Annotated in this window: 15 protein-coding genes and 3 tRNA genes; 13 read left to right on the top strand and 5 right to left on the bottom strand. The window is 71.0% G+C overall.

What is annotated here, in order from left to right; translation table 11 throughout:
• The first annotated feature begins 11 nt into the window (after positions 1-11).
• From OG900_28505 to OG900_28490, 4 genes are read left to right on the top strand one after another with little or no spacing between them, the layout of a single operon-like run.
• A complete protein-coding gene (locus OG900_28505) occupies positions 12-1,001 on the top strand; it encodes a MoxR family ATPase (protein WUH93664.1) in 990 nt (329 codons plus the stop codon).
• The gene (locus OG900_28500; protein WUH93663.1) at positions 1,001-2,158 is read left to right on the top strand and encodes a DUF58 domain-containing protein; all 1,158 of its coding nucleotides are present in this window, start codon (positions 1,001-1,003) and stop codon (positions 2,156-2,158) included. The genes OG900_28505 and OG900_28500 overlap by 1 nt, the downstream gene beginning before the upstream one ends.
• Positions 2,155-4,497 carry a DUF3488 and transglutaminase-like domain-containing protein gene (locus OG900_28495; protein ID WUH93662.1) on the top strand — a complete coding sequence of 781 codons (2,343 nt, stop codon included), beginning with the start codon at positions 2,155-2,157 and terminating at the stop codon, positions 4,495-4,497. Before OG900_28500 ends, OG900_28495 begins: the two co-directional genes overlap by 4 nt.
• Before the next feature lie 52 nt (positions 4,498-4,549).
• Positions 4,550-6,058, top strand: a complete 1,509-nt coding sequence (locus OG900_28490; protein WUH93661.1) for a serine/threonine protein kinase — start codon at positions 4,550-4,552, stop codon at positions 6,056-6,058.
• Positions 6,059-6,143: 85 nt separating this feature from the next.
• Here the strand turns inward: OG900_28490 and OG900_28485 are convergent, their stop codons facing one another.
• On the bottom strand, positions 6,144-6,440 hold the full coding sequence (locus OG900_28485) for a WXG100 family type VII secretion target (GenBank protein ID WUH93660.1): 297 nt from the start codon (positions 6,438-6,440) through the stop codon (positions 6,144-6,146).
• A gap of 303 nt (positions 6,441-6,743) precedes the next feature.
• Here OG900_28485 and OG900_28480 point away from each other — a divergent pair, with 303 nt between their 5' ends.
• The 3 genes from OG900_28480 to OG900_28470 all read left to right on the top strand — a co-directional run bounded on the left by OG900_28480 (position 6,744) and on the right by OG900_28470 (position 14,037).
• A complete protein-coding gene (locus OG900_28480; GenBank protein WUH93659.1) occupies positions 6,744-8,615 on the top strand; it encodes a hypothetical protein in 1,872 nt (623 codons plus the stop codon).
• Positions 8,616-8,619: 4 nt separating this feature from the next.
• The gene (locus tag OG900_28475; protein WUH93658.1) at positions 8,620-9,492 is read left to right on the top strand and encodes an immunity 49 family protein; all 873 of its coding nucleotides are present in this window, start codon (positions 8,620-8,622) and stop codon (positions 9,490-9,492) included.
• Between the two features lie 126 nt (positions 9,493-9,618).
• The gene (locus OG900_28470; protein ID WUH93657.1) at positions 9,619-14,037 is read left to right on the top strand and encodes an FtsK/SpoIIIE domain-containing protein; all 4,419 of its coding nucleotides are present in this window, start codon (positions 9,619-9,621) and stop codon (positions 14,035-14,037) included.
• A 534-nt stretch (positions 14,038-14,571) separates the two neighbouring features.
• Here the strand turns inward: OG900_28470 and OG900_28465 are convergent.
• A complete protein-coding gene (locus tag OG900_28465) occupies positions 14,572-15,405 on the bottom strand; it encodes a hypothetical protein (protein WUH93656.1) in 834 nt (277 codons plus the stop codon).
• A 417-nt stretch (positions 15,406-15,822) separates the two neighbouring features.
• Between OG900_28465 and OG900_28460 the strand changes: the two genes are divergently transcribed.
• A complete protein-coding gene (locus OG900_28460; protein ID WUH93655.1) occupies positions 15,823-17,499 on the top strand; it encodes a VCBS repeat-containing protein in 1,677 nt (558 codons plus the stop codon).
• 330 nt (positions 17,500-17,829) lie between these two features.
• Here OG900_28460 and OG900_28455 read toward each other — a convergent pair.
• From OG900_28455 to OG900_28445, 3 genes are all read right to left on the bottom strand, one after another.
• Positions 17,830-17,906, bottom strand: a tRNA-Ile gene (locus OG900_28455).
• Positions 17,907-18,062: 156 nt separating this feature from the next.
• Positions 18,063-18,135 (bottom strand) — tRNA-Asn (locus OG900_28450).
• A 4-nt stretch (positions 18,136-18,139) separates the two neighbouring features.
• Positions 18,140-18,212: transfer RNA gene (locus tag OG900_28445), tRNA-Asn, on the bottom strand.
• Between the two features lie 188 nt (positions 18,213-18,400).
• Between OG900_28445 and OG900_28440 the strand changes: the two genes are divergently transcribed.
• The 5 genes from OG900_28440 (at position 18,401) to OG900_28420 (ending at position 24,642) form a co-directional block, all read left to right on the top strand.
• Entirely contained in the window at positions 18,401-18,697 is a 297-nt protein-coding gene (locus tag OG900_28440) for a YtxH domain-containing protein (protein ID WUH93654.1), read from the top strand.
• A gap of 50 nt (positions 18,698-18,747) precedes the next feature.
• On the top strand, positions 18,748-20,250 hold the full coding sequence (locus OG900_28435) for an FGGY family carbohydrate kinase (GenBank protein WUH93653.1): 1,503 nt from the start codon (positions 18,748-18,750) through the stop codon (positions 20,248-20,250).
• Positions 20,251-20,365: 115 nt separating this feature from the next.
• Positions 20,366-22,102, top strand: a complete 1,737-nt coding sequence (locus OG900_28430) for an ABC transporter ATP-binding protein/permease (GenBank protein ID WUH93652.1) — start codon at positions 20,366-20,368, stop codon at positions 22,100-22,102.
• A gap of 215 nt (positions 22,103-22,317) precedes the next feature.
• Positions 22,318-24,234, top strand: a complete 1,917-nt coding sequence (locus tag OG900_28425; protein WUH95964.1) for an ABC transporter ATP-binding protein/permease — start codon at positions 22,318-22,320, stop codon at positions 24,232-24,234.
• Positions 24,235-24,642, top strand: a complete 408-nt coding sequence (locus tag OG900_28420; protein WUH93651.1) for a hypothetical protein — start codon at positions 24,235-24,237, stop codon at positions 24,640-24,642.
• Positions 24,643-24,644 lie beyond the last annotated feature (2 nt).

The following is a 24,644-nucleotide window of genomic DNA, read 5'->3' as shown; positions in this document are numbered from 1 at the left end:
GAGCCAGTGCCATGACCGCATCCCCGCCCTACCAGCACCAGGACGCCGTCGCCCTCTTCGCCCAGTGCTTCCAGGCGCTCGGCGACACGATCGAGCGGGTGGTCAAGGGCAAGCGCCCCGTCATCGACCTCGCGCTGACCTGTCTGTTCGCCGAGGGACACCTGCTGATCGAGGACGTGCCGGGCACCGGCAAGACGACCCTGGCCCGGTGTCTCGCCTCGTGCGTGGAGGCAAAGTTCGCCCGGGTCCAGTTCACCCCGGACCTCCTGCCCTCCGACATCACCGGTGTCACCGTCTACCGCCAGAACACCGGGCAGTTCGAGTTCATGCCCGGCCCGGTGTTCGCCAACGTCGTGCTGGGGGACGAGATCAACCGCGCCTCGCCCAAGACGCAGTCGGCGATGCTGGAGGTGATGGAGGAGCGCCGGGTCACCGCGGACGGCAGGACCCACCAGGTCCCGCGCCCGTTCATGGTGCTGGCCACCCAGAATTCGGTGGACATGGGCGGCACCTATCCTCTGCCGGAGGCACAGCTCGATCGTTTCCTGATGCGCATCACGGTCGGCTACCCGGACCTCGCCGCCGAGATCGCCGTCCTGTCCGGTTCGGCTTCCAGCCTGACTCCCGAGTCACTGCCCACCGTCGCCACCGCGGAGCAGATCGCCCAGTTCGCGCGTGTCGCGGAGCGGGCCACGGTGGTCGAGCCGCTGTACGAGTACATGGTCCGGGTGGTGGCCGCGACGCGCGCGCTGCCGGACGTCAGGCTCGGTGCCTCCCCCCGCGGGTCCATCGCGCTGCTGCGTGCCGTACGCGTGCGGGCGGCCTCTCAGGCCCGCACGTACGCCGTCCCGGAAGACGTCAAGGCCATGGCCCCGTACGTGCTGGCGCACCGGCTGATCCTCACCCCCGAGGCGGAGTTGAGCGCACGCACCGGTGGCGATGTCGTCGCGGAGGTACTGGCGAGCGTGCCGGTGCCTCAGCACAGCGGAGCGCCGGTGTGATGCTGACGCCCACGGGCTGGGGCACTTTCGTATCCGGCGCGGCCCTGACCACGGCCGGATACGCGCTCGGCTACGGGGAAGCGGCCGCCCTGGGAGCGGCCTGCCTGCTCGCGGTCACCGCGGCCGTGGTGTGGACGTGGCTCCGGCCCGACCTGACCGCCGAGCGCCGCGTCACGCCGCACAAGGTCAGCCGCGGCGAGCACGCCGACGCCCTCGTGACCCTGACGAACACCGGCGGCCGGACCAGGCGCGGCCTGCGGGTCCGCGACCGCGCCGGAGACCAGGCGCCCAGCGCCGACATCCCCATGCTGCGCCCTGGCGACGCCCACGAGGCGAGCTACCCCCTCCCCACCGGCCGCCGCGGCATCGTCCAGATAGGTCCGCTCCAGGTCGAACGGACCGATCCGCTGGGCCTGTCCTGCCGCGCCCGCACCTACGGCGCCGTCGGCACCCTCGTCGTCCGCCCGCGGATCTGCCTGCTGCCGGTGCTGCCCTCCGGCACCGCGCACCACATCGAGGGCCCGACCTCCGACACAGCCGATGACGGTTCGCTGACCTTCCACGCGTTGCGCGAGTACGTGCTGGGCGACGACCTGCGCCGGGTGCACTGGCGGTCCAGCGCCCGAACCGGCACGCTGATGGTCCGGCAGATGGTCGACGTCGCCCTGCCCCACACCACCGTCGTCCTGGACACCCGCGGCACCGCCTATGGCGGCGAGGACGACTTCGAGCTCGCCGTGGACTGCGCCGCCTCCGTCGCGTACGCCGCCGCCCGGTCGAACTTCCCCGTTTACGTGGTCACAGAGACCGGCCCGGTCCTGCGCGCCCAGGGGTCGGCGGGCGACGCGGAGGCCCTCCTCGACCGGCTGGCGCTGACCGTGCCCTCAGACCGCCGGTCCTGCGCCGCCGCCTTCGACGACCTGGAACAGCACCGCGGTGGCGGCCAGCTCGTCGTGGTCACCGGCACCGGCGACACGGATGGTCTCGCGGCGCTCGGTCGGGTCGGTCGTCGCTTCGACCGCGTGGCGATGCTGCGCGCCGGCGCCGAAGCGGCCGGCTCTCCCCAGGTGGCGGGCACGGGCAGGGACGTCCACCAGGTGCACGTCACCTCGCTGAACGCCCTGCTCGCCACATGGCGATGGGAGGCGGTGCGATGAGCTCGGCCCCCGGCCGCCCGGTCCGCACCGCGCCCCTGTCGCCGCACACCGACGGACCGGACTGGGCGTGGGCCGCCCCCACTCCCCGCCCGACCGCGGCCGGCGCCGGGCAGCGCCGGGCCGCGTTGCAGACCGCCCCCGCCCACGGCCTGGGCCGCGCCCGCCGCTTGTGGTCGCTGCCGCTGGTGGCCGCCCTGACCGCCGCATCCGGGTACGGTTTCCACCGCGTCTTCACCCTGCGCGGCCTGCTGCCGGTGGTGTCCGTCGCCGCCGTCGTACCGGTCGCCCTGTCCGCCGTCTTGTCCGGACTGCTCTTGGGGAAAGCGGACCGGCCTCCGCGCCCGCTGTGGCCGTCCGTGCTGCTGACGGTCGTGGCCTGGCTCGCGACGGTCAGCGCCACGCTCTTCCGTGGTGCGGGAAGCGGGCTGCCGACACCGTCCACCGTACGTACCGAGGGCTCTGCCCTCCTCGACGCGCCGCACGCCGTCCTTACCGTGATCCTGCCCGCCCCCGGCGACCACCGGCTGCTCGTCCTGCCGCACGCGGTGCTGTGGCTGGCCGCCTTCGCCGCAGCCGAACTGGCCCTGCGCACCAGCAGCCCGCTCCTGCCCGCCGTGCCTGCGGTCCTGGCGCTGGGCGTCCCGCTGCTCCTCGGCGTGGACGGCACCGGCTCGAACACGCCGGCCGTCGCCGCGCTCGCCGGCTTGGCCGCCGCGCTCGCGCTGGTGCGCTCCCGAGCCCACCTGTCCGGCCGAGCCCTGGGGCTGGGCCTGCCCTTCGCCGCCGGACTGGCGCTGGCCGCCGGGCTGCTCGGCACCCACCTGCCGGGACTCGGCACCCCGTACGACCCGCGCGGCGCCGTGCCGCCCGCGACCGTACGCCCGCAGACCACCAGCCCGCTGGACGAGGTGGCCGCCTGGATGCGCAACGGCGACGAGAAGGTCTTCACCGTCAAGGCCGCCGCCGCGCAGAACTACCGCCTCGCCGTGCTCGACACCTACGACGGTGTCACCTGGTCCCCCAGCGCGAAGCTGACCCGCACCGGCGGCCGCGTCCCCGCCCCGCAGGGCACCGCGGCGCCCGTCACGTCCAGCACGCTCACCCAGCGCTTCACCATCCAGCAACTGCCGGGCATCTGGCTGCCCGCAGCCGACCGGCCAGCGGCCGTTCATACGCCCGCCCACACATCCGTCCTCGTCGACCCGGACACCGGCGTCCTGTCCACCGGAGAGGACATCCCTTCCGGGCTCACCTACTCCGCCACCTCACAGGTCCCCGTGTACGACTCCCAACGCCTGGAATACGCCGACGTCGCCGACGACCCGATCATGCTCGCGCTCCCGCGTACCGACGCGGCCGGTCGCCCCATTCCCGCCGTCGACACCTTCCAGCAGCTCGCCGCCCAGGCCACCGGCGGCAGCACCTACCCGTACCAGCAGGCCAGCCGCCTCGCCGACTGGCTCCGGAACGGCCACGCCTTCGACCCGGCCGCCCTGCCGGGCCACACCTACCGCTCGCTGGAGTTCTTCCTCACCACCGGCAAACGCGGTACCTCGGAGCAGTTCGCCGCCTCGTACGCCGTCATGGCCCGCACCCTCGGGCTGCCCGCCCGCGTCGTGGTCGGCTTCCGCCCCGGCGCCCGGATCGCCCCCGGCACCTGGCAGATCACCGGCAAGGACGTCCTGGCCTGGCCGGAGGTCGAGTTCAAGGGCGTCGGATGGGTGCCGTTCTACCCGACCCCCGGTGAGACGTCGAAGTCCGGGGCGTCCGCACCTCCGGCCGGCGAGCCGAAGCAGCGCCAGGACGTCGACCGGGACATCACCGGGCAGGCCCGCCCCACCACCGCGCCCAAGGCCTCCGGACACGCGGCGGCGGGTTCGCAGCCGGGCGGGGGCTCCGGCGGCCTGCCCACCTGGGCCTGGGCGCTCGTGCTGCTGCTCACTCTCACCTGCGGCTACCTGCTGTACGCGGCGTGGGTCCCCCACCGGCGCCGTGCCCGGCGGCGCGGGAATCCCGACACTCGTCTGCGGGTGATCGGCGCGTGGCAGCAGATCACCGACCGCCTCACCGAGATCGGCCTGCCCGCCACCGGCGCCCACACCGCGCAGGAGGTCGCGGCGTTCGGCCAGGACCGCGTGGGCGGCGCCGCCGGCGCGCGGCTGCCCCAACTGGCGCAACTGGTCAACGAGATCGGCTACGGGGGCCGGCCCGCCGACTTGGCCACCGCCGACGCGGCCTGGTCCCACTGCGACATCGTCGAGAAGGCGGTCCTGGCCACCGTCCCGCGCCGGGAACGCCTGCGCCGGGCGCTTCGTCCCGCCGCGCTGCTGGGCAGATGACCGCACCACGAACCGACGCCACCGCAACCGCCGACAACCAGGGAGGCCCGAGGTGAACCGAACGCCGGAATGGACCGGCGCGGCCGGAGCGCCGAGCGGCCCGGCTGCCCCCCGGCCCGCGGCCCACCACCTGCAACCCGCGAAGTCCCTGGCCCCCGAGCAGGGCTCCATGGTGCCTGCCGGCTACACCGCGGTACGCCTCGTCGGCGCAGGCCGGCACGCCACGGTATTCCTCTGCCGGGAGGACGAGACGGGAAGCGAGGTCGCCGTCAAACTCCTGCACGTCGCCGTCGAGGAGGAGCGGCCACGGCTGGCCGCCCACTCCGAACTCCTCGCCGCTGGTGCCGCCGCGAGGCACCCGTGCTCCGTCCCCGTCCTGGAAGCGGGCGTCACCAGCGACCACCGGCCGTATGTCACACAGGAGTTCTGCCCGGGCGGCGACGCGCAGTCGCTCCTCGGCACCACCGGTCCCTTCCCCGCCGCCGACGTCATCGCCATCGGTACGCGCCTGGCCCTGGCCCTGCACTCCTCCCACCGCCGCGGCGTCCTGCACCTGGCGGTGCGCCCCGGCAACGTCCTCTTCGACGCGGCCGGGGACGCGCTGCTCGCCGACCACGGCATCGACCGCGTCCTGCAACGAGCCGCGCCCGGCCTCGGCTCGGTCTTCGACCCGCTGTACGCGCCGCGGGAGTTCTTCGGCTGGGAGAAACCGGGCCCGGCCGCCGACGTCTACAGCCTCGGAGCCACCCTCTACGCGCTGCTGAACGGGGCACCCGCCCACGCCGAGGCCGCCCGCGCCGGCGGGGCCGAGCTGTACGAGGCGGTGCTGCGCGGCGAGGTACCACACCCGGCCCGGCCTGACGCGCCCGAAGCACTTCTCACCCTGGTCAGCCGCATGATGTCCGTGAACCCCGAGGGCCGCCCTCCGCTGACCGAGATCCACCGCACGCTGCGGCTCCTCCTGCCCGACACGCACTCCTCCCGCGTGCCCGCCCTGGAACCCGAGCCGGCGCCCGTGCTTCCACTGCCCGGCTGGGACCCCGCCGACGAGGACGAGCAAGTCACCGACACCGGGGCCGAGTCCGCCCGGCGGGAGGCCCGACGTCAGGCGCGCATCCGGCTGATCGCCGCCTGCACGGCACTGGTGGTCTTCGCCGGCGCGGCAACCGCGCTGACCCTGCTCCTGGGCCACGGCGACAAGCACCCGGCGGCATCACCCACCGCGTCGCCGAGCACCGCCGTCCCACGGCCCGTACCCACCGACCAGCTGCCTGTGCTGATGCCGCGACACGTCACCGTGACCAGAGCCGACGGCCAGGTGCAGGTCACCTGGCAACTCCCGGAACAGGCTCAGCGGATCAGCGGCTATGTCGTGCAGGCGAAGGTCCGAGGGACGCAGTCGTCTCCGCGCAGAACCGCCGGCAACGCCGATCCCGTGGCGACGTTTCCAGCCAATTCCGTCTCACCCGGGACCTGTTACACGGTGACGTCCCTGATCCTCACGAATGGAATCGTGGAGTACGCTTCCGCCCCCGACATGTGCCACACCGGAACTGCGTAGCCGCACCCTTCCCCGAATATGCCAGTGGGCCACCGCCCCCAACAGCGAGACGGCGGCCCAGTCGAACTCCTCCAGCCCGTGGACTTCAGCCGCGGGCACCCTTGGCCAGATCCTCGTCCGTCTGCTGGAACAGCGCGGCCGCATGCTCCAGGAACTTCGCCATGCCCTCCAGCCCCTCGATCGTCCTGGTCGCCCCGTTGGTGAACTCCGAGTATGACTGGTCGAACTGCTTGGACGACCGGTCCGTGACGTAGCCGCCGTTGACCAGGCCCTGAATGAACTTCTGCAGCGTATTGAGCTTGTCCGTGATGTCGGACTGCCCCGAACGAAGCTTCGTCGCCGCGTCCTGCATCTCCTGGTACGTGACGTTCACATTCGCCATGAAGGATCCCAACTCTCGATCGAACAGCGGTAACGGGATAAGCCCATTGGGCCGGCGGTTGCGCAATGCGATGCACAAAAGCGCCGGTACCTCCGCATCAGCCTACGGAAGAAGACAACCGGACGGCAGTCCATGGTTCCCGGCCGGAAAACATGACGGGCACCATCCCGCAGGTTGGCGAAATCTCGTCCACGTCGACCGTCGATGCCCACCACCAGGGAACCGGCGGCAACCCGTCCAGCATCATGAGTAAAGACAACGCGTCCTTGCAGGAGACGGCGACGCGTGAAGGCGGGGGTCCTGATGTCTCTCGAATTGCCAGGCTGGGTCGTCGACGCGTTCAACTTCCTCGGTCTTCCCTGGCCGGCGATCGACGAGGACGAACTGCGCGGCTGGGCGAAGGACCTGCGCGAGTTCACCACGGAGATCACGCAGCTGTCCCAACTGAGCCATGACGCGGTCCACGGCCTGAAGGACACCAACCAGTCCGGCGCGGTCAGCACCCTGGCCGAGCACTGGGACCACCATCACTCCCAGATGATGGCCATGCGCGGCCCGATGCACGACTTCGCCGGGGCCCTCGACATCGCCGCCAAGGCAGTCGAGATCCAGAAGGGCGTGGTGATCGCGGAGGCGAGCGCCCTGGCGGCCGAGGTCATCGCGACCCAGGGCGAGGCCCTGTTCACCTTGGGCATAGCCGAGGGTGAACTACCGCTGGAAATCGCCCTCACCAAGACGGCGGTCAAGTTCGTGCTCCAGGAACTCGAGAACAAGATCGTCGGCTACCTCGTCAACCAGGCGGCCGAAGAGGTCAGCAACAATGTGAGCGCGACCGTCTCCAAGATGTTGACCGGCAGCACCACCGTCGTCTTCGAGACCCTCACCCTGAAGGCGGACTACCAGGCCCTCCAACGCGTCGCCGCCACAGCCAGAACCCACAAGAGCCGTGTCGAGAACGCCAGCATCCGGGCCCACCGCCGGGCCAACGCCCGCAAGATCGAAACCCACTCCGCCGGCGGCAAGTGGCACGTCGTCCAAGTTCTGGAAGCGGCTCTGAAGTCCATAGCCGAGGACATCTTCAGGAAGTTACCCGGCACCCTCCACCGCGTCCTGGACGAGACGGAGAAGGACCTGGAAAAGGCGGCCGCCAAACTCAAGGCCACCGACGGCAAAGTCGCCGACGACGCACCGAAGCCCCTGACCGAGGAAACCCCACTGCCCGACGGTAGTGGTGGCGGCATCCCGCCCGTCAAACCGCCCGAGCGCCCCGCCGGTTCGGCCAGGTACCCCTCCCCTGAGGACCCGATGGCGGTGGTCCGAATACAGGTCGATAAGGCCAATTCCGACCGCACATGGTTCGAGCAGCATTACCGCTCCGACGGTCACCGTCACAGCACCGAAGGCAGGGATGAGAACGGCAACCCGCTGCCGCAACTCAAGCCCGACCCGACGCGTCCGGGAAAGTGGATCCCTGCCAGCGACGCTCCACCGCCCCTCCCACCCCTCTACAAGGACGGCCCGTCCAAGGTCGGGGATCGACCCGGGGACGACCACCCGCACCAGAAGGCCCTCGACGAGGCTGCCGCCAAGCGCCAGAGAGCGATCGACGCGGACCAGGCCGCCCACCAAGCGCAGAAGGATGCCCAAGCGGCATACGACGCCAACCCGACGCCCGGGAACAAACGCGCTCGCGATGATGCCAACACGGCCCACCCGCCGTTGCACGACCAGATGAGTCGGGCCGGTGAAGATCTCGGCGATGCCGCGGCGGCGAACCATGCCATTCCGGAGAACTTTCCCGGCGCCACTCGCGTCGACAACAGGGCGCGAGGGAAAAATCGATTCGACCAGATATGGCGACGGCCCGATGGTGGGTTCGTCGTGGTCGAGGCGAAAGCATCCCCGACCACGCGGCTCGGGGACCGCGCGTCTCTGCCTGACGGGCCTCTGTCAGGACGGCAGGTCATGCAGGGCCACCGTGCGTACTTCGAGGCGATCATCGTCCAGATGGAAAAACGAGGGGCCGGGGACCTCGATGAGGCCAAGCTCGCCGTTGAACTCCAAAAGGCCCTTGACGACAACAAACTGGACTATGTCGTAGTCAAGGCCAAGTCCGAGGACGGTCAGTATGATGGCTACGTCATGAGGCACTTCGACATCGACCAAGGGAGCTGAACAGGTGCCAGTGACCGTATCTCGCCATGAGTTGCCGACTGACACGGTCGGCAACGCCAGCAGCCTCCTTGAGGTACTGGGCGGGGGGCTCACGCAATCACTCAGTCGTGTCGAGAGTTCGCCGCGGACGCTGGCCCGCGCGCTGGCCACAGCCGAGACGGTGGCGCAGGTCCATTGCCTCCTCGACCCCACCGCCAGCAAGATCGAGACGTGGGAGGCATTCATCACGGCAATGCAGACCTCAAGCGCGATCTTCGCTGCTGCGAATTCCACCGAAGGCTCGATTCAGTGCCGGATCGACCACAACATGAGGACAATCCCCGCCACCGGCCCGCAATACTACACGGACGCCGGTACATGGATCACCGCTTTTTGGCTGTCAGTAATTTGCCGTGAATCGTCCAGGTTGGACATGCTGAGCGCCATCCCCCTTGATCTGCTGCGCAGTTCCGGTGCCATATTTGACGACTACATCTACCCGTGGGTCGACACACTTCAGACTTCCTGGAGGGAACGCTCAGTACCACTCGACAAACTCCTCGAAGCCCTGAACGAAACAGACCCCGAAACCCTGCGGGTCGCCCCCCGCGAGCTGATCCTCAAAATTCTGTCCCCGCCCCTTGAAATGTTCCTTTACTACGTCCGCGAGGACAGCGAGAGGTTCAACGCATCGCTCGTCCAGGCCCTGGAGCTCCACAAGCAGTACTGGACCGCCGACGAGGAACGGGCCACTGACCCCACGGGCCTAGTGGCCATCGGCCCCCTCGCCGTTGCCTGCCTCGCCCATGACGCCGGCGTCATCCCCATCGAGGTCGAGTCCGACTACCTGCCCAAACACCTGCTGCTGCGCAGCTGGCTGGGTGAGTTCGACACCTGAACGACGGTGTCGGCCCCGCTTCCCCGACGCAGAATCGTCGGGCGGGTACGGCGTATCGCGCGTCCAGGACGACGAGGGCGTCAGCGTCACCAGCAGCACAATACCGACGGGCCAGGGGGGCAACCGGTGGAACTCCGATTCAGTGTGACCGACCCGATCCGCGACTGTTGTGCGGACTTCGCGGTCACCACCGGCCTGGAAGGGTTCACGGGCGCGCTGGCGTCCGAGGTCGGGCGCTTACTCGGGCGGCCGGCGGACGCGCAGGGGGCGCCGACCCTTCACGTCAACGGATTCGCCGTTGACCACGCGTTGAGCCTGGATACCTCCCCCCTCCGCGACGGCGCCGTCGTCAGTCTCGGCGGGCCCGGGGCGGCGAGCCCCGAGGCCCAGGGCCTCGTCGAGGTGCGGGTCGTCGGGGGGCCCGGTGCCGGCGGGGTGTGGCGGCTCGGGCCCGGGGTCGCCGTCGTCGGGAGCAGCCCCGACGCGTGGATCACGGTGGGCGACGCCGCCTTACCGCCCACCGCCTTCGAGGTGGACGTCACCGTCGACGGCACCGTCACCGTACGTCCGGCGTACGGCGCTTCCGCGACCATGGACGGTCAACCCCTGACCGCCGAGAAGCCGTGGCAGCCGCGCAGCGTCATCGCGGCCGGGCACACGCTCTTCGAGCTGAACCCGCCCCGCTTCCCCGACGCCGCGCTCAAGCCGTCCGAGGACGGCACCGGCCTGGACTACAACCGGCCGCCCCGCATCACTCCCCCGCCCCGCACCACCAGGTTCCAACTGCCGGCCGCACCACGCCAGTCGGAGAGCCGGCCGCTCCCGTGGCTGATGGCGGTCGTCCCGCTGGTCGGCGCGGTGGCGATGGCCATGGTGATGAAGCAGCCCACGTACCTGTTCATGGCCGTACTCAGCCCGATCTCCATGATCGGCAACTACCTCAACGACAAGAAGCACGGCAAGAAGACCTACCGCCAGATGCTCGCCGAGTACGAGCAGCGCAAGGCGTCGATCGAGCGCCAGGCCCGCAAGGCCATGGCGGCCGAGACCGCCGCGCGCCGCGCGGGCGCCCCCGACCCGGCTGAGGTGTGGGGCACGGCAACGGGCCCCGGCCAGCGGCTGTGGGAGCGTCGCCTTTCAGACCCGGACTACGGGCTGCTGCGGGTCGGCACCGGCACGGTCCCCTCCGAGGTGGAGGTCGGCGACCCCGGCCAGGAGGAGCACAAGCGAGGCGAGACCCGCGGGCTCGCCGACGTACCGGTGACCGTGCCGCTGCGGCAGCACGGTGTGCTGGGCATCGCCGGCCGAGGTGACCTGCCGCGGGCGGTCGGGCGCTGGCTGGTGGCCCAGGCCGCCGCACTGCACTCGCCGGACGATCTGCGGATCTGCGTGCTGACCGACCCCACCGGTCAGGCGAGTTGGGAGTGGGTGCGGTGGCTGCCGCACGCCCGCGCCCGTGAAGGGCAGTCGGCGCTCGCCCTGGTCGGTACGGACGCCGACACCGTGGCCCGGCGGATCAGCGAACTCCTCTCCCAGGTCACCGCCCGGCAGGAGGCGGCAAGCGAGGCGGGCACAGCCCCCAACCAGACCTGGACCGGGCCGACCGTCCTTGTCGTACTCGACGGATCGCGGCGGCTGCGCGCGCTGCCGGGGCTGACCCAAGTGCTGCGGAACGGGCCCCGCGTGGGCATCCATCTCATCTGCCTGGACGCGGACCGGCGGCTGCTCCCGGAGGAGTGCCGCGCCCTGGTCGAGGAGGACTTCAGTGGCCTGCTGCAGGTCTCGACGGCCGGCGCCGAGCCGGCGCTGTCGGTACGGCCCGACTGCGTGACCCCGGAGTGGGCCGACCAGGTCGCACGAGCCCTGGCCCCGATCCGTGACGTCAGCGGGGACGAGGGCGCGGCGCTGCCGGACGCCTGCCGGCTGCTGGACGTGATCGGCCTGGAGCCGCCGACGGCCGCCGCCGTGTCGGCCCGCTGGGCCGCCGGGGGCCGTTCGACGACCGCCGTCGTGGGCGCCTCCTTCGACGGCCCCTTCGCCGTCGATCTCGTACGGGACGGCCCGCACGGGCTGGTCGCCGGCACCACCGGCTCCGGCAAGTCCGAACTGCTCCAGACCGTCGTGGCCTCGCTCGCCGTCGCCAACCGCCCGGACGCGATGACCTTCGTCCTGGTCGACTACAAGGGCGGCGCGGCCTTCAAGGACTGCGTGAAACTCCCGCACACCGTCGGCATGGTCACCGACCTCGACACCCACCTGGTCGAACGGGCCCTGGAGTCCCTGGGCGCCGAACTGCGGCGCCGCGAGCACATCCTGGCCGCCGCAGGCACCAAGGACCTGGAGGACTACGTCGTCGCGATGCGCACCAACCCCGCGCTCGCGCCCGTCCCCCGGCTCCTCATCGTCATCGACGAGTTCGCCTCCCTGGCCCGCGAACTGCCGGACTTCGTCACCGGCCTGGTGAACGTCGCCCAGCGCGGCCGGTCCCTCGGCATCCACCTGCTCCTTGCCACCCAGCGCCCGTCCGGCGTCGTCTCCCCCGAGATCCGCGCCAACACCAACCTGCGCATCGCGCTGCGCGTGACGGACGCGACGGAGTCCACCGACGTGATCGACGCGCCCGACGCCGGGTACATCGCCAAGTCCACGCCCGGCCGGGCCTTCGTACGGCTCGGGGCCGCGTCGTTGCTGCCCTTCCAGTCCGGCCGCGTCGGCGGCCGGCGGCCGGGGCAGGTCGCAGCCGAGGCGCCCGCGCCGTTCGCGGCAGTGGTCGGCTGGGACGGCATCGGCCGCCCGGTCCCCGAACCGCCCAGACGGGCCGGCGCGAACGACGACGACCTCCTCACCGACCTCGCAGTCCTCGTCGAGGCCGTCCAGCAAGCAGGAACCCAGCTCGCCATCCCGCCTCAGCACAGCCCCTGGCTGCCTGCCCTGCCCGAACGCCTGCTCCTCGACGAAATCGACGGACTCGACGCCCTCACCGCCCCGTCCCCGGACGGCCTCGTGCCCGCCCCGTACGCGGTGGACGACCTGCCCGCCGAACAGGCCCGCCGTACCGTCGCCGTCGACCTCGCCTCCTTCGGCCACCTGATGATCGCCGGCGCCCCGCAGAGCGGCAGGTCGCAGACGCTGCGCACCATCGCCGGATCGCTGACCCGTACGAACTCCTGCGCAGACGTGCACCTTTACGCCCTTGACTGCGGCAACGGCGCCCTGCTGGCCCTGAACTCCCTGCCGCACTGCGGGGCGGTCGTCCGCTCGGGCGAGGCGGACCGCGCGGTACGGCTGCTCGGGAAGCTCTCGGCCGAGTTGCAGCGGCGTATGGCCCTGCTCGGGGAGAGCGGCTTCACCGATATCAGGGAGCAGCGCGCCGCGGTACCGGCGGACCAGCGCCTGCCGCACATCGTCCTGCTCCTCGACCGCTGGGAGGGATTCGTCCCCTCCCTCGGAGATCTCGACAACGGCACCCTGCAGGACACGATCTTCCAGCTGATGCGCGAGGGCGCCTCCGCCGGCCTGCACCTTGTCATCTCCGGCGACCGGTCGCTGCTGATCGGCCGGATCTCCACCCTCACCGAGAACAAGATGGCACTGCAGCTCAGTGACCCCTCCGACCTGTCCCTGATCGGACTCAACCCCCGCAAGGCACCGGCCGAAATCCCACCGGGCCGCGCCTTCCGCGCCCAGGGCCGCCCGGTGGAAACCCACGTGGCCCTCCTCGCCGAGGACCGCCGCGGCCAGGCCCAGGCTGCGGCGCTCCAGGCCATCGGCCAGGCCGCGAAGGAACGGGACGCCGCGGTGCCGCGCTCACGCCGACCCTTCCGCGTGGACGTCCTGCCGGGCCGCATCACGTACGAGGAGGCGTGGGAGCTGCGCGACAGCCAGGAGATCGCGGCAATGCCCGGCGGCGGGCGACTGTGGTCGATGGCCGCGGTCGGCGGCGACCAGCTCACCGCCCTCGGCCCCGACCTCACCCAGGGCACACCCGGCTTCGTCATCGCCGGACCGCCACGCTCCGGCCGCAGCACAGCCCTGCTGACCATGACCCGATCTCTCCTATGGTCCGGTACCCAGGTCGTCGTCGCGGCACCCCGACGCCAGTCACCCCTGCGGCGCCTCGAACATGCCGAAGGCGTCGTCGGGTTCTTCGGCCACGACGACATCGACCCCGAAGACCTGCGGGCCGCCCTGGACCGCTTCGCCGGCCCCGGCATGATCATGGTCGACGACGCCGAGCTGCTGCGCACCTGCGACGCCGGAGACGTCCTCCAGTCCGTGGTGCGCAACGCCTCCGGCAAACACATCGGCATCGTCATCGCCGGCGACGCGGACGACATGTGCTCGGGCTTCAACGGCTGGCAGGTCGACCTCAAGAAGGCCCGCCGCGGCCTTCTCCTCTCCCCGCAGAACATGTCCGACGCCGAACTCATCGGAGTCCGGCTCCAGCGCAGCTCGATCGGCCAGGCCGTCCAGCCCGGCCGCGGCCTGCTCCACCTCGGCGACGGCGAGGTCCACACGGTCCAGGTCCCGCTCACCACCGTGTGAAGCGTTCTCACCCCCCCCACAACGAAATCCGCAGCACACGCATCAGCCGGCCGACCTGTGCGGATCCCGGCAACGTCCTGACTCGCGACACACGTACCGGCATCAGCCTGCACGCCCCCTGCAGGGGAGCACCCGGCACCGGACGAGCGGCTGCAGGACAGGGGAAAGGAGCTGCCGCCGAGGCCGGAATCAGGCTGTGCTCCGATGGGTGCCCTATGCCCTCCACCCGATGGCCAGGGCGGCCGACCCACCGTCGATCGGCTTCCGGGAGCTTGGCTATCCGGCAGCGCCCCTGGCACACACAGGCTGCCCGGACCGCAGGTCGGTGCACCTCCGGGCTCACGTGGCATCGCCGAGGGGCAGCACTTCTCACGCCAAGCCCCACCTCGGGCACAAACACACAGGTCAACGCCCATGCCCTAGAGGGCCGTGGTGGGGCGGGTGGGACTCGAACCCACGACCGGCGGATTATGAGTCACCCGGCACCCATGCCGGAGGGTGACGGGTAGTCCCGCCCGGTCCCGCCCGTGCAGGTCAGAGGGTGAGCCCGTCCGTCGGGGCGATTGCCGTGAGGACATATTGCAGGTGGGCCTTGGGCTGTTCTCGGTAGCGGCAGTGGCACATGCCGTATCCATGGGCGAACTCGTTGATGGTGCCTCCGCCCCGGAGCGGGTCGCGTAGCGGGTCTTCCACTCGGGTGTCTGCTGCTCGGTGCGGACGCGGATTTGGAGGTCGCGGAGTTCGCGCGGGGGAAAGTCCACGGTTCGGACGCTGTCTGCGGTGGTGGTGCAGCGTGTTTCGGGCTGGGCGGGGGCGACACTGGCTCTTGGTGAACCGGGCCACGATCAGGGGTGCGGCGATGGGTGAGGGGGTCGGGTAGGGGCCGTGCCAGCCCGCGCTGACCTGGCTCTGGGGGCAGGTGACCCGGCGGCGGTCGTAGTCGATGTGGAAGTCGTCCCGGTCGAAGCCTTCGCCTCGGCGGTGCTGGCTGGTGGGGTTGCCTGGCAGGGGCCCGGCGACGGTGATTTGGTGTTCGCGGGCGGCTCGGTCCAGGTGGACCAGGGAGGTGTAGCCGCCGTCGACGAGGTGCTCGTCGGGCAGCAGCCCGCGACGGGCCAGGCGGGTGTGGATGCCGGGCAGGGCCTGGCTGTCGTTGGTGGCGGCCGATGTGATGGCCACGTCCGTGATCACGTTGGCGCTGTCGTAGGCACACGTCTCGGCGAGATGGGCGGCGTACCCCTTCCAGCGGATAATGTGCCCGTGGCGGACGTAGTGGGCCGTGGTGCCATAGGGCGAGACGATCGCGCTGGAGGAGTGCGGCAGGCCGCAGTCCTCGATGGTGCGCCGAATCGCGGTGGTAGTTCTCATCGATGGTCGCCCTGGACCTGCGCCAGGTGGCAAGCCCCGCCGTGCGGGACCTGCTTCACCTGGTCAACCAGCCCGACTTCGACCGCGCACAGCAGCAGATCGAGCACCTCGGCGGTTGCACCAAACCCGTCCGCCCGACCGGCCGGAGCAGACCGTCGACACCACGACCGGCGAGGTTCTGCGCTCCTTTACCTCCTCCGTCGAACCGCCTGACCAGCTAGCCACTGCGACCAGTACCAATCCACGCGGAGGTGGGAACGCCGTCGGCGTTCCCACCTCCGCCCCACGTCTCACCACCCAGGAACTCCGTTGCAATACAGACGACTTCGCCCTACTACGATCGCCACGGCGGTCGCCCTCGCGTGGGGCCTCGCGTCCGCCCAGGCGGCGGAGGCCACGACCCCCATCCCGTCGATCATGTCGATAAGCTACGTCGACATCGACGAGTACGGGCCGGCCGGTGACCTCGCCATCACCATGACGGCACCGACGCCCGACGACGCATACATCAAGCTCTCCCTGACCGCGGCCAGCCTGGACCAGCTGACGATCACCGACGACTCCGGGACCGTCCTGCCGGTCACCATGCCCCCCGGCAACTCCGGGTCCACCCCGCCGGTCACCGCGGCCACGGGGACAGTGGACATCGGCACCGCCGACAGCGACGGCAACGGCATCCCCGGCGCCCCGCTGGCCACCGGCACCATCCACCTGCACGTCTCCGTCGGATACCCGGCACCCCCGTACGTCACCGTCAACGGCACCGTCATCGACGGGGCGAGCGGTTCGGTCATCGGCAGGTCAGCGATCGGCCACAACGGCAGGATCAACATCGGCGGACCCGACCCGACGACAGGATGGAACGTCCCCGGCCAAGCCCCCCCGGACACCGCCAACAGCACTGTCACGATTCCCACCGGCGGCCTCGTCGCCACCGCCAGCATATACACGCAGATGTACATGCAGACCCCACCGGCCGCCACACACACCCGCTGGACCATCCCCGCCGACCAGATCCGTGCCGCCGGGTACACCCCCGCCCAACTCGCAGCAGCTCTGCACATCGACTACGCCTCCGACACGGGCGCCTACACGACCAGGCACTGGACGACCACCACCGACGGCTCGCTCATCCTCGACCTCCCCGCCCACGAGTGGGTCGGAGAGCAGGCACACGCCGGGACATGGGAATACCTGCACGTCGCCGTCGACTGGGGGCTGCCCGCGGGCACGGTCACCGGCGTCTTCAAGACCCTGGCCGACGACGGAACGCCGTACGCGGAATGGGACCAACCGCTGCACTTCACCACGGACACGGTCCCGGCCGCGCACCGGGCCACGCTGTACGGCCGCGACAGCGCAGGGGTCCTTTGGCAGCACCAGGCCGACGCGGCAGCCTCCCGCCCCGGCACCTTCAGCCCCCGCACCCGCGTCGGCAGCGGCTGGGGCGTCTACAACACGATCACCGCCCTCGGCCCGCTCAAGGCCAACGGCACCGGCGACCTCGCCGCCCGCGACAGCTCCGGCGTCCTCTGGTACTACCGCGGCACCGGCAACAACAAGGCACCCTTCGCCACCCGCACCCGCATAGGCGGCGGCTGGAACATCTACAACCAGATCCTCGGAGCCGGCGACATCACCGGCGACGGCCACCCCGACCTCGTCGCCCGCGACGCGGCCGGCGTCCTCTGGCTCTACCGCGGCACCGGCAACCCCAACGCGCCACTCGCCAACCGCACCCGCATCTGCGCGGGGTGGAACCTCTACAACCAGCTCATCGCCGCCGGAGACATCACCAGCGACGGCCACCCCGACCTGCTCGCCCGCGACACCGCAGGCGTCCTCTGGTACTACCCCGGCACCGGCAAAGCCGCCGCCCCCTACGCGAACCGCGTCCGCATCGGCGGCGGCTGGCAGGGCTACACCAGCCTCGTCGGCATCGGCGACATGACCGGCAAGGGCCACCAGGACCTCGTCGCCCGTGACTCAGCCGGCAAGTTCTGGTACTACCGCGGCACCGGCAACCCCGCCGCCCCCTACGCCACCCGCGCCCTCAGCGGCGGCGGCATGAACACCTACAACACCCTCCTCTGACCCTTTGGCACCCGCTGCGGAGGCGTCGGGCACTCGTGCCGGGCGCCCCCTGTGGCGGCATGCACAGGGAGCGCATGAGCTGACCTGCTCTGTGCGGTGGATGGGAAGAATGCCCCTGCAGAGTCGCCAGGATCCTGGCTACCGCCCGACGAGTCCGAGCGCCTCTGCATCCGGGGACCGTCCTGACCGACGCCGGCTGCCCGGACGGCAGACTCGTGCACCTCCGGGCTCACCCGGGCTCACGTGGCATCGCCGAGAGGCAGCACTTCTCACGCCAAGCCCCACCTCGGGCACAAACACGCAGGTCAACGCCCATGCCCTAGAGGGCCGTGGTGGGGCGGGTGGGACTCGAACCCACGACCGGCGGATTATGAGTCCGCTGCTCTAACCGGCTGAGCTACCGCCCCGTACGGCGTGGCGTGCGCGCCGTCTGCCGCAGCATAGCCGCTCATACGATCTGTCGCCCTCGTGGGTCACAGACGCGTCATCAGGTGGACTCGCGGGGGCGGGGGGGTGGTTCCCGCGGGTATGAAAAAGGACCCCTGCGGGGCCCTGATCCGGCGCTCCCCCGACTGGACTCGAACCAGTAACCTGCCGGTTAACAGCCGGCTGCTCTGCCAATTGAGCTACAGGGGACCAGCTCCCCCGACTGGACTCGAACCAGTAACCTGCCGGTTAACAGCCGGCTGCTCTGCCAATTGAGCTACAGGGGATCGCACTGCGTGCACCGAATGCACCCGCCGGGATGGTCCCGGAAGGCGTGTTCCTGGTGCGACACATACATTAGCGCAAGTGGGGGGGTGCTTCGCCAACCGTTCTGCCCGGGGTTGTCGTCCGGGTGCGCAGGGTAGGCGCGGAGCACAGGCGCGGTGCGGACGAGTCCGGAGGAAAGGGTGGAGCCATGCGCTACAAGCTGACGTTCATCGTGGGAGCCGCGTTCGGCTTCGTGGTCGGCGCACGGGCGGGCCGGGAGCGGTACGACCAGCTGGTCGCCGCGGCGCAGCGCTTCGCGAAGAACCCCGCGGTGCGCAATGCCGCCGAGACCGCCGCGCAGCAGAGCAGGACCGCGGCGGTGAAGGCCGCGGACACCGTGTCGGCGAAGGTCGGGCCGCGGCTGCCCGACGCCCTGGCCGCCCGGGTGCGGTCGATGCGCAACGGGCACGGGCCGGACGACGAGTGGGGCACCTCGAACACCTGACCGTCGAACCGTGACGCGCGGGGGGCGCCCGGTACGGCATCATCGCCCGTATGGGCAAAGTGGCCGGTATAGACAGCTCCACCGCGGGTACCACCGTCGTCGTATGCGATTCCGACACCGGTGAGGTCCTGCGGCAGGGGTACGCACCCCACCAGGTGCCGGACGGCGGGAAGCCGACCGAGATCGACCCGCAGGCATGGCTGCTGTCGCTGGGCGAGGCGGCCAAGGGCGGGGTGCTCGAAGGTGTGCAGGCGATCGGGATCTCCGGGCAGCAGCACGGGCTGCTCGCGCTGGACGCGGGCGGTGTGACCGTACGCCCCGCGCTGCTGCGCGGGGACAAGCGGGCGCAGGCGCAGGCCGCGGACCTGACGGAGGAGCTGGGCGGGGCCGCGGGCTGGGCGGAGGCGGTGGGGGCGCAGCCGCAGGCGGCGTATCCGGTGGCGAAGCTGCGCTGGCTGGCGCAGCGCGAGCCGGCCGCGGCCAAGCGCGTCGCCGAGGTGCTGCTGCCGCACGACTGGCTGGTGTGGCAGCTGCTCGGCCAGCCGACCCGGCGCACCACCGACCGCGGCGACGCGTCCGGCACCGGCTACTGGTCGGCGGCGACCGGCGAATACCGCGAGGACCTGGTCGAGCTGGCGCTCGGCCACCAGGTGGCGCTGCCCGACGTGCTGGCGCCCGCGGAGCCCGCGGGCCAGACGCCCGAGGGCCTGCTGATCTCGGCCGGCACCGGCGACAACATGGCCGCGGCCCTGGGCCTCGGGCTCGGCCCGGGTGACGCGGTGGTCTCGCTCGGCGCCGCGGGCACCGTCTTCGCGGTGCACCACGAGGCGCTGAAGGACCCGACGGGCACGGTCACCGCCTTCGCCGACGCGACCGGCCGCCACCTCCCGGTGGTCCAGGTGCGCAATGCCGTACGCACCCTGCGCGGCACCGCCGAGCTGCTCGGCACGGACCTGGCGGGGCTCTCGGAGCTGGCGCTCCAGTCGACGCCGGGGGCCTACGGGCTGGTGCTGCTGCCGTATCTGGAGGGCGAGCGGACCCCGGACCTGCCGCACACCGCGGGCACCCTAACGGGGCTGCGCCGGGACTCGATGAAGCGGGAGCACGTGGCGCGGGCGGCCTTCGAGGGCATGCTGTGTGGGCTGGCCGACGCGCTGGACGTGCTGCGCAACAAGGGCGTGGAGGTGCACCGGGTCTTCCTGCTGGGCGCGGCGGCCGAGCTGCCCGCCGTGAGGGCGCTGGCGCCCGCGCTCTTCGGCACCCTGGTGGTGGTACCGGCCCCGGCGGAGTACGCGGCGATCGGCGCGGCCCGGCAGGCGGCCTGGTCGCTGGGCGCGGTGCTCGGCTCGCAGTCGCAGAGCGAGCCCCCGCACTGGCCGCAGCCCGGCGCGCTGCTGCTCGACCCGGCCGACGACGAGGCCCCCGCGGAGGGTGGTGCGGGTGGTGCGGAGGGCGGGAACGGCGGCGGCGGTACGGCCGTTGGCTCGGCTGTGCGCCAGCAGTACATCGCTGTGCGCGAACACACCCATCCGGGAGCCTTTGCCTCGCTTTAATCAAGTGCGGCCGGGGGATGCCTGAGGATAGTGTTGCGCGCCGGTCGTGGCCGAGCCGGACCGGGCCGCCAGAGAGCCGACCCCGAGCGACCCACCGACCGATGAGGTAGTCAGTGTGCTGATCCGACTCCTGCGCTCCCATCTGGGACCGTACAAGCGCCCCATCGGCGTGCTTGTCGTCCTCCAGCTCGTCCAGACCATCGCCGCGCTGTTCCTGCCCACCCTGAACGCCGACATCATCGACAACGGCGTGATCAAGGGTGACTCCGGTTACATCCTGGGCATGGGCGCCACCATGATCGGCGTCACCGTCGTGCAGGTGGTGTGCGCGATCGGCGCGGTCTACTACGGCGCCCGCACCGCGATGGCGGTCGGCCGCGACATCCGGAAGTCCGTCTTCGACCAGGTGCAGAGCTTCTCGGCCCGCGAGGTCGGGCAGTTCGGCGCCCCGTCGCTGATCACCCGCACCACCAACGACGTCCAGCAGGTGCAGATGCTGGTGCTGATGACCTTCACGATGATGGTCTCGGCGCCGATCATGTGCGTCGGCGGCATCATCATGGCTCTCGGCCAGGACGTGCCGCTGTCCTCGCTGCTGCTGGGCGTGGTGCCGGTGCTGGGCGTCGCGGTCAGCCTGATCATCCGCAAGCTGCGCCCGATCTTCCGCACCATGCAGAAGCGCGTCGACACCGTGAACCGGGTGCTGCGCGAGCAGATCACCGGTATCCGGGTGATCAGGGCCTTCGTCAAGGACGACTACGAGAAGCAGCGCTTCGCCAAGGCCAACGACGAGGTCACCGAGGTGTCGCTGGCCAGCGGCAAGCTGCTGGCGCTGATGTTCCCGACGGTGATGGCGATCGTGAACGTCTCCAGCGTCGCCGTGCTGTGGTTCGGGGCGCACCGGATCGACAGCGGCGGCATGCAGATCGGCGCGCTGACCGCCTTCCTGAGCTACCTGATGCAGATCCTGATGTCGGTGATGATGGCCACCTTCATGTTCATGATGGTGCCGCGCGCCGAGGTGTGCGCCGAGCGCATCGAGGAGGTGCTCGGCACCTCCTCCAGCGTCGTACCGCCCAAGGCGCCGATCACCACCCTGCGCCGGCACGGCGAGCTGGAGCTCTTCAACGTCGACTTCGCCTACCCCGGCGCCGAGGCCGCGGTGCTGCGGGGCGTCGACCTGATCGCCAGGCCCGGCGAGACCACCGCGGTGATCGGGTCCACCGGCAGCGGCAAGTCCACGCTGCTCGGCCTGATCCCGCGGCTCTACGACGCGACCGGCGGCCGGGTGCTCGTCGACGGCGAGGACGTGGCGGAGCTGGAGCCGGCGCTGCTGGCCGAGACGGTGGGCCTGGTGCCGCAGAAGCCGTATCTCTTCTCCGGGACGGTGGCGACGAACCTGCGCTACGGCAAGCCGGACGCGACCGACGAGGAGCTGTGGCACGCGCTGGAGGTGGCGCAGGCCAAGGGCTTCGTGGCGAAGCTGGAAGGCGGCCTCGACGCCCCGATCGCGCAGGGCGGCACGAACGTGTCCGGCGGGCAGCGCCAGCGGCTCGCGATCGCGCGGCTGCTGGTGCGGCGGCCGGAGATCTACCTCTTCGACGACTCCTTCTCCGCACTGGACTACGCCACGGACGCGGCGCTGCGCGGCGCGCTGGCGGCGGAGACCGCGCAGGCGACGGTGGTGATCGTGGCCCAGCGGGTGTCCACGATCCGCGACGCCGACCGGATCATCGTCCTGGACGAAGGCCGCGTCGTCGGCACCGGCACCCATGACGAGCTGATGGCCGAGAACGAGACCTACCGGGAGATCGTGTTGTCCCAGCTGACCGAGCAGGAGGCCGCGGCGTGAGCGGCGAGTCCGGCAACGGCTCGGGCACCCCGGGCAGCGACGGGGCCTCCGGCAACGGCGCGTCGAGCAACGGCGGCGCGTCCAGCAACGGCGCCCCCCATAACGGCGCCTCCAGCAACGGCGCCTCCGGCAAGGGCAACGGCGCCGCCCCCCTGAGCAAGGGCCCGGCGGCCGCCGGCAAGCCGATGGCCGTCGCCCGCCGCGGCCCCGCCGCCATGGCCGGCCCCGGCCGCTTCATGAGCGGCGGCCCGATCGAGCGCTCGATGGACTTCAAGGGCTCCCTCAAGCGCCTCCTCGGCCTGATGCGCCCCGACCGCCTCCTCCTCTACGTCGTCCTCGCCGTCGGCACGGTGAGCGTCGCGCTCGCCGTCACGGGCCCGCGCATCCTCGGCCACGCCACCGACCTGATCTTCGCCGGCGTGATCGGCAAGCAGCTCTCGGGCACCACCAAGGACCAGGCGCTCGACTCGCTGCGGGAGCACGGAAAGGGCGGGGTCGCCGACATGCTGTCGGGCATCGACTTCACCCCCGGCAAGGGCATGGACTTCGGCGCGATCGGCAGTGTGCTGCTGCTCGCCCTCGGCGTCTACGTGGTGGCGTCGCTCTTCAGCGTCGTCCAGATGCGGGTGGCGACCACGGTCATCAACCGGACGGCCTACCGGCTGCGCCAGGACGTCGAGGCGAAGCTGTCCCGGCTGCCGCTGTCGTACTTCGACCAGCAGCCGCGCGGGGAGGTGCTCAGCCGCGCCACCAACGACATCGACAACATCGGCACGACGATGCAGCAGACGATGGGCCAGCTGATCAACTCGCTGCTGACCATCGTCGGTGTGCTGGCGATGATGTTCTGGATCTCCTGGCTGCTCGCCCTGGTGGCGCTGGTCACCGTGCCGGTGACGCTGCTGGTGGCGACCCGGGTCGGCAAGCGGGCGCAGCCGCAGTTCGTGCAGCAGTGGAAGACCACGGGCCAGCTGAACGCGCACATCGAGGAGATGTACACCGGCCATTCCCTGGTGAAGGTCTTCGGCCGCGCGCAGGAGTCGGCGGAAACCTTCCGCCAGGAGAACGAGGCCCTCTACGACACCGGCTTCAAGGCACAGTTCATCTCCGGCACGATCCAGCCGATGATGATGTTCATCGGCAACCTGAACTACGTCCTGGTCGCCGTGGTCGGCGGCCTGCGGGTCGCGTCGGGCGCGCTGTCCATCGGCGACGTCCAGGCCTTCGTGCAGTATTCGCGGCAGTTCAGCCAGCCGCTGACGCAGGTCGCGAGCATGGCGAACCTGATCCAGTCCGGTGTCGCCTCGGCCGAGCGGGTCTTCGAGCTGCTCGACGCCGTGGAGCAGTCCGCGGAGCCGAAGGCGCCGGCCCGCCCGGCGGAGCTGACCGGCCGGGTCGCCCTGGAGGACGTGTCCTTCCGCTACGACCCGGACCAGCCGCTGATCGACGGCCTGTCGCTCGCGGTGCAGCCCGGCCAGACGGTCGCCATCGTCGGCCCGACAGGCGCGGGCAAGACCACCCTGGTCAACCTGCTGATGCGCTTCTACGAGGTCTCCGGCGGCCGGATCACCCTGGACGGCACGGATGTCGCGGCGATGTCCCGCGAGGAGCTGCGCTCCTCGATCGGCATGGTCCTCCAGGACACCTGGCTCTTCGGCGGCACGATCGCCGAGAACATCGGCTACGGCACCGAGGACGCCACCCGCGCCGACATCGAGGCGGCCGCCAGGGCGGCGCATGCCGACCGCTTCATCCGCACCCTCCCCGACGGCTACGACACGGTCATAGACGACGAGGGCACGGGCGTCAGCGCCGGCGAGAAGCAGCTCATCACCATCGCACGCGCCTTCCTGTCCAACCCGGTCATCCTGGTCCTGGACGAGGCGACCAGCTCGGTCGACACCCGCACCGAGGTCCTCATCCAGCGGGCGATGGCCAAGCTGAGCCACGGCAGGACGAGCTTCGTGATCGCCCACCGCCTGTCCACGATCCGCGACGCCGACGTGATCCTGGTCATGGAGTCCGGCGCGATCGTCGAACAGGGCACCCACGGCGAGCTGCTGTCCGCCGACGGTGCCTACGCGCGCCTGTACGCGGCCCAGTTCGCCCAGGCGGTGGCGGAGGTCGACTGAGTGCCCCGCAATCCGAGAAGCCCCCGCCTGCTGGTCACCGACGGGGGCACGTACCTGTGGAATCACCGCCACAGCCATGACGCGTCGCCGAGCGGCGGGGGGGTCAACTGCCGCCAGACGCTGATGCTTTATCCGCAGCCGGCGGGCACCGGCGGCTCGTTGCGCATCGTCTTCGCCGAGGGCCCGGACCGGTACGTCCCGGGCGGCGCCCCCCTGGGCTCCGGGGACGTCGGCTACGTCCGGGGCGGCTCGCTGAACCTGCACGAGCCGGGCGCCGTCCGCGCACTGCTCGACGCGGCGCTGTCCGCCGGTTGGCAGCCCCACGACAAGCGCCCACTGGAGCTCGACGGCTGGCCCCTGCTGCTGGCGGCGACAACCGAGAAGGCCGCCGGCACCGAGGAGCCTTAGCC

This window comes from Streptomyces sp. NBC_00433 (assembly GCA_036015235.1).
Taxonomy (GTDB): domain Bacteria; phylum Actinomycetota; class Actinomycetes; order Streptomycetales; family Streptomycetaceae; genus Actinacidiphila.
The sequence above is the reverse complement of the archived record's forward strand: the minus strand, read 5'-3'. Positions and strand labels throughout refer to the sequence as shown.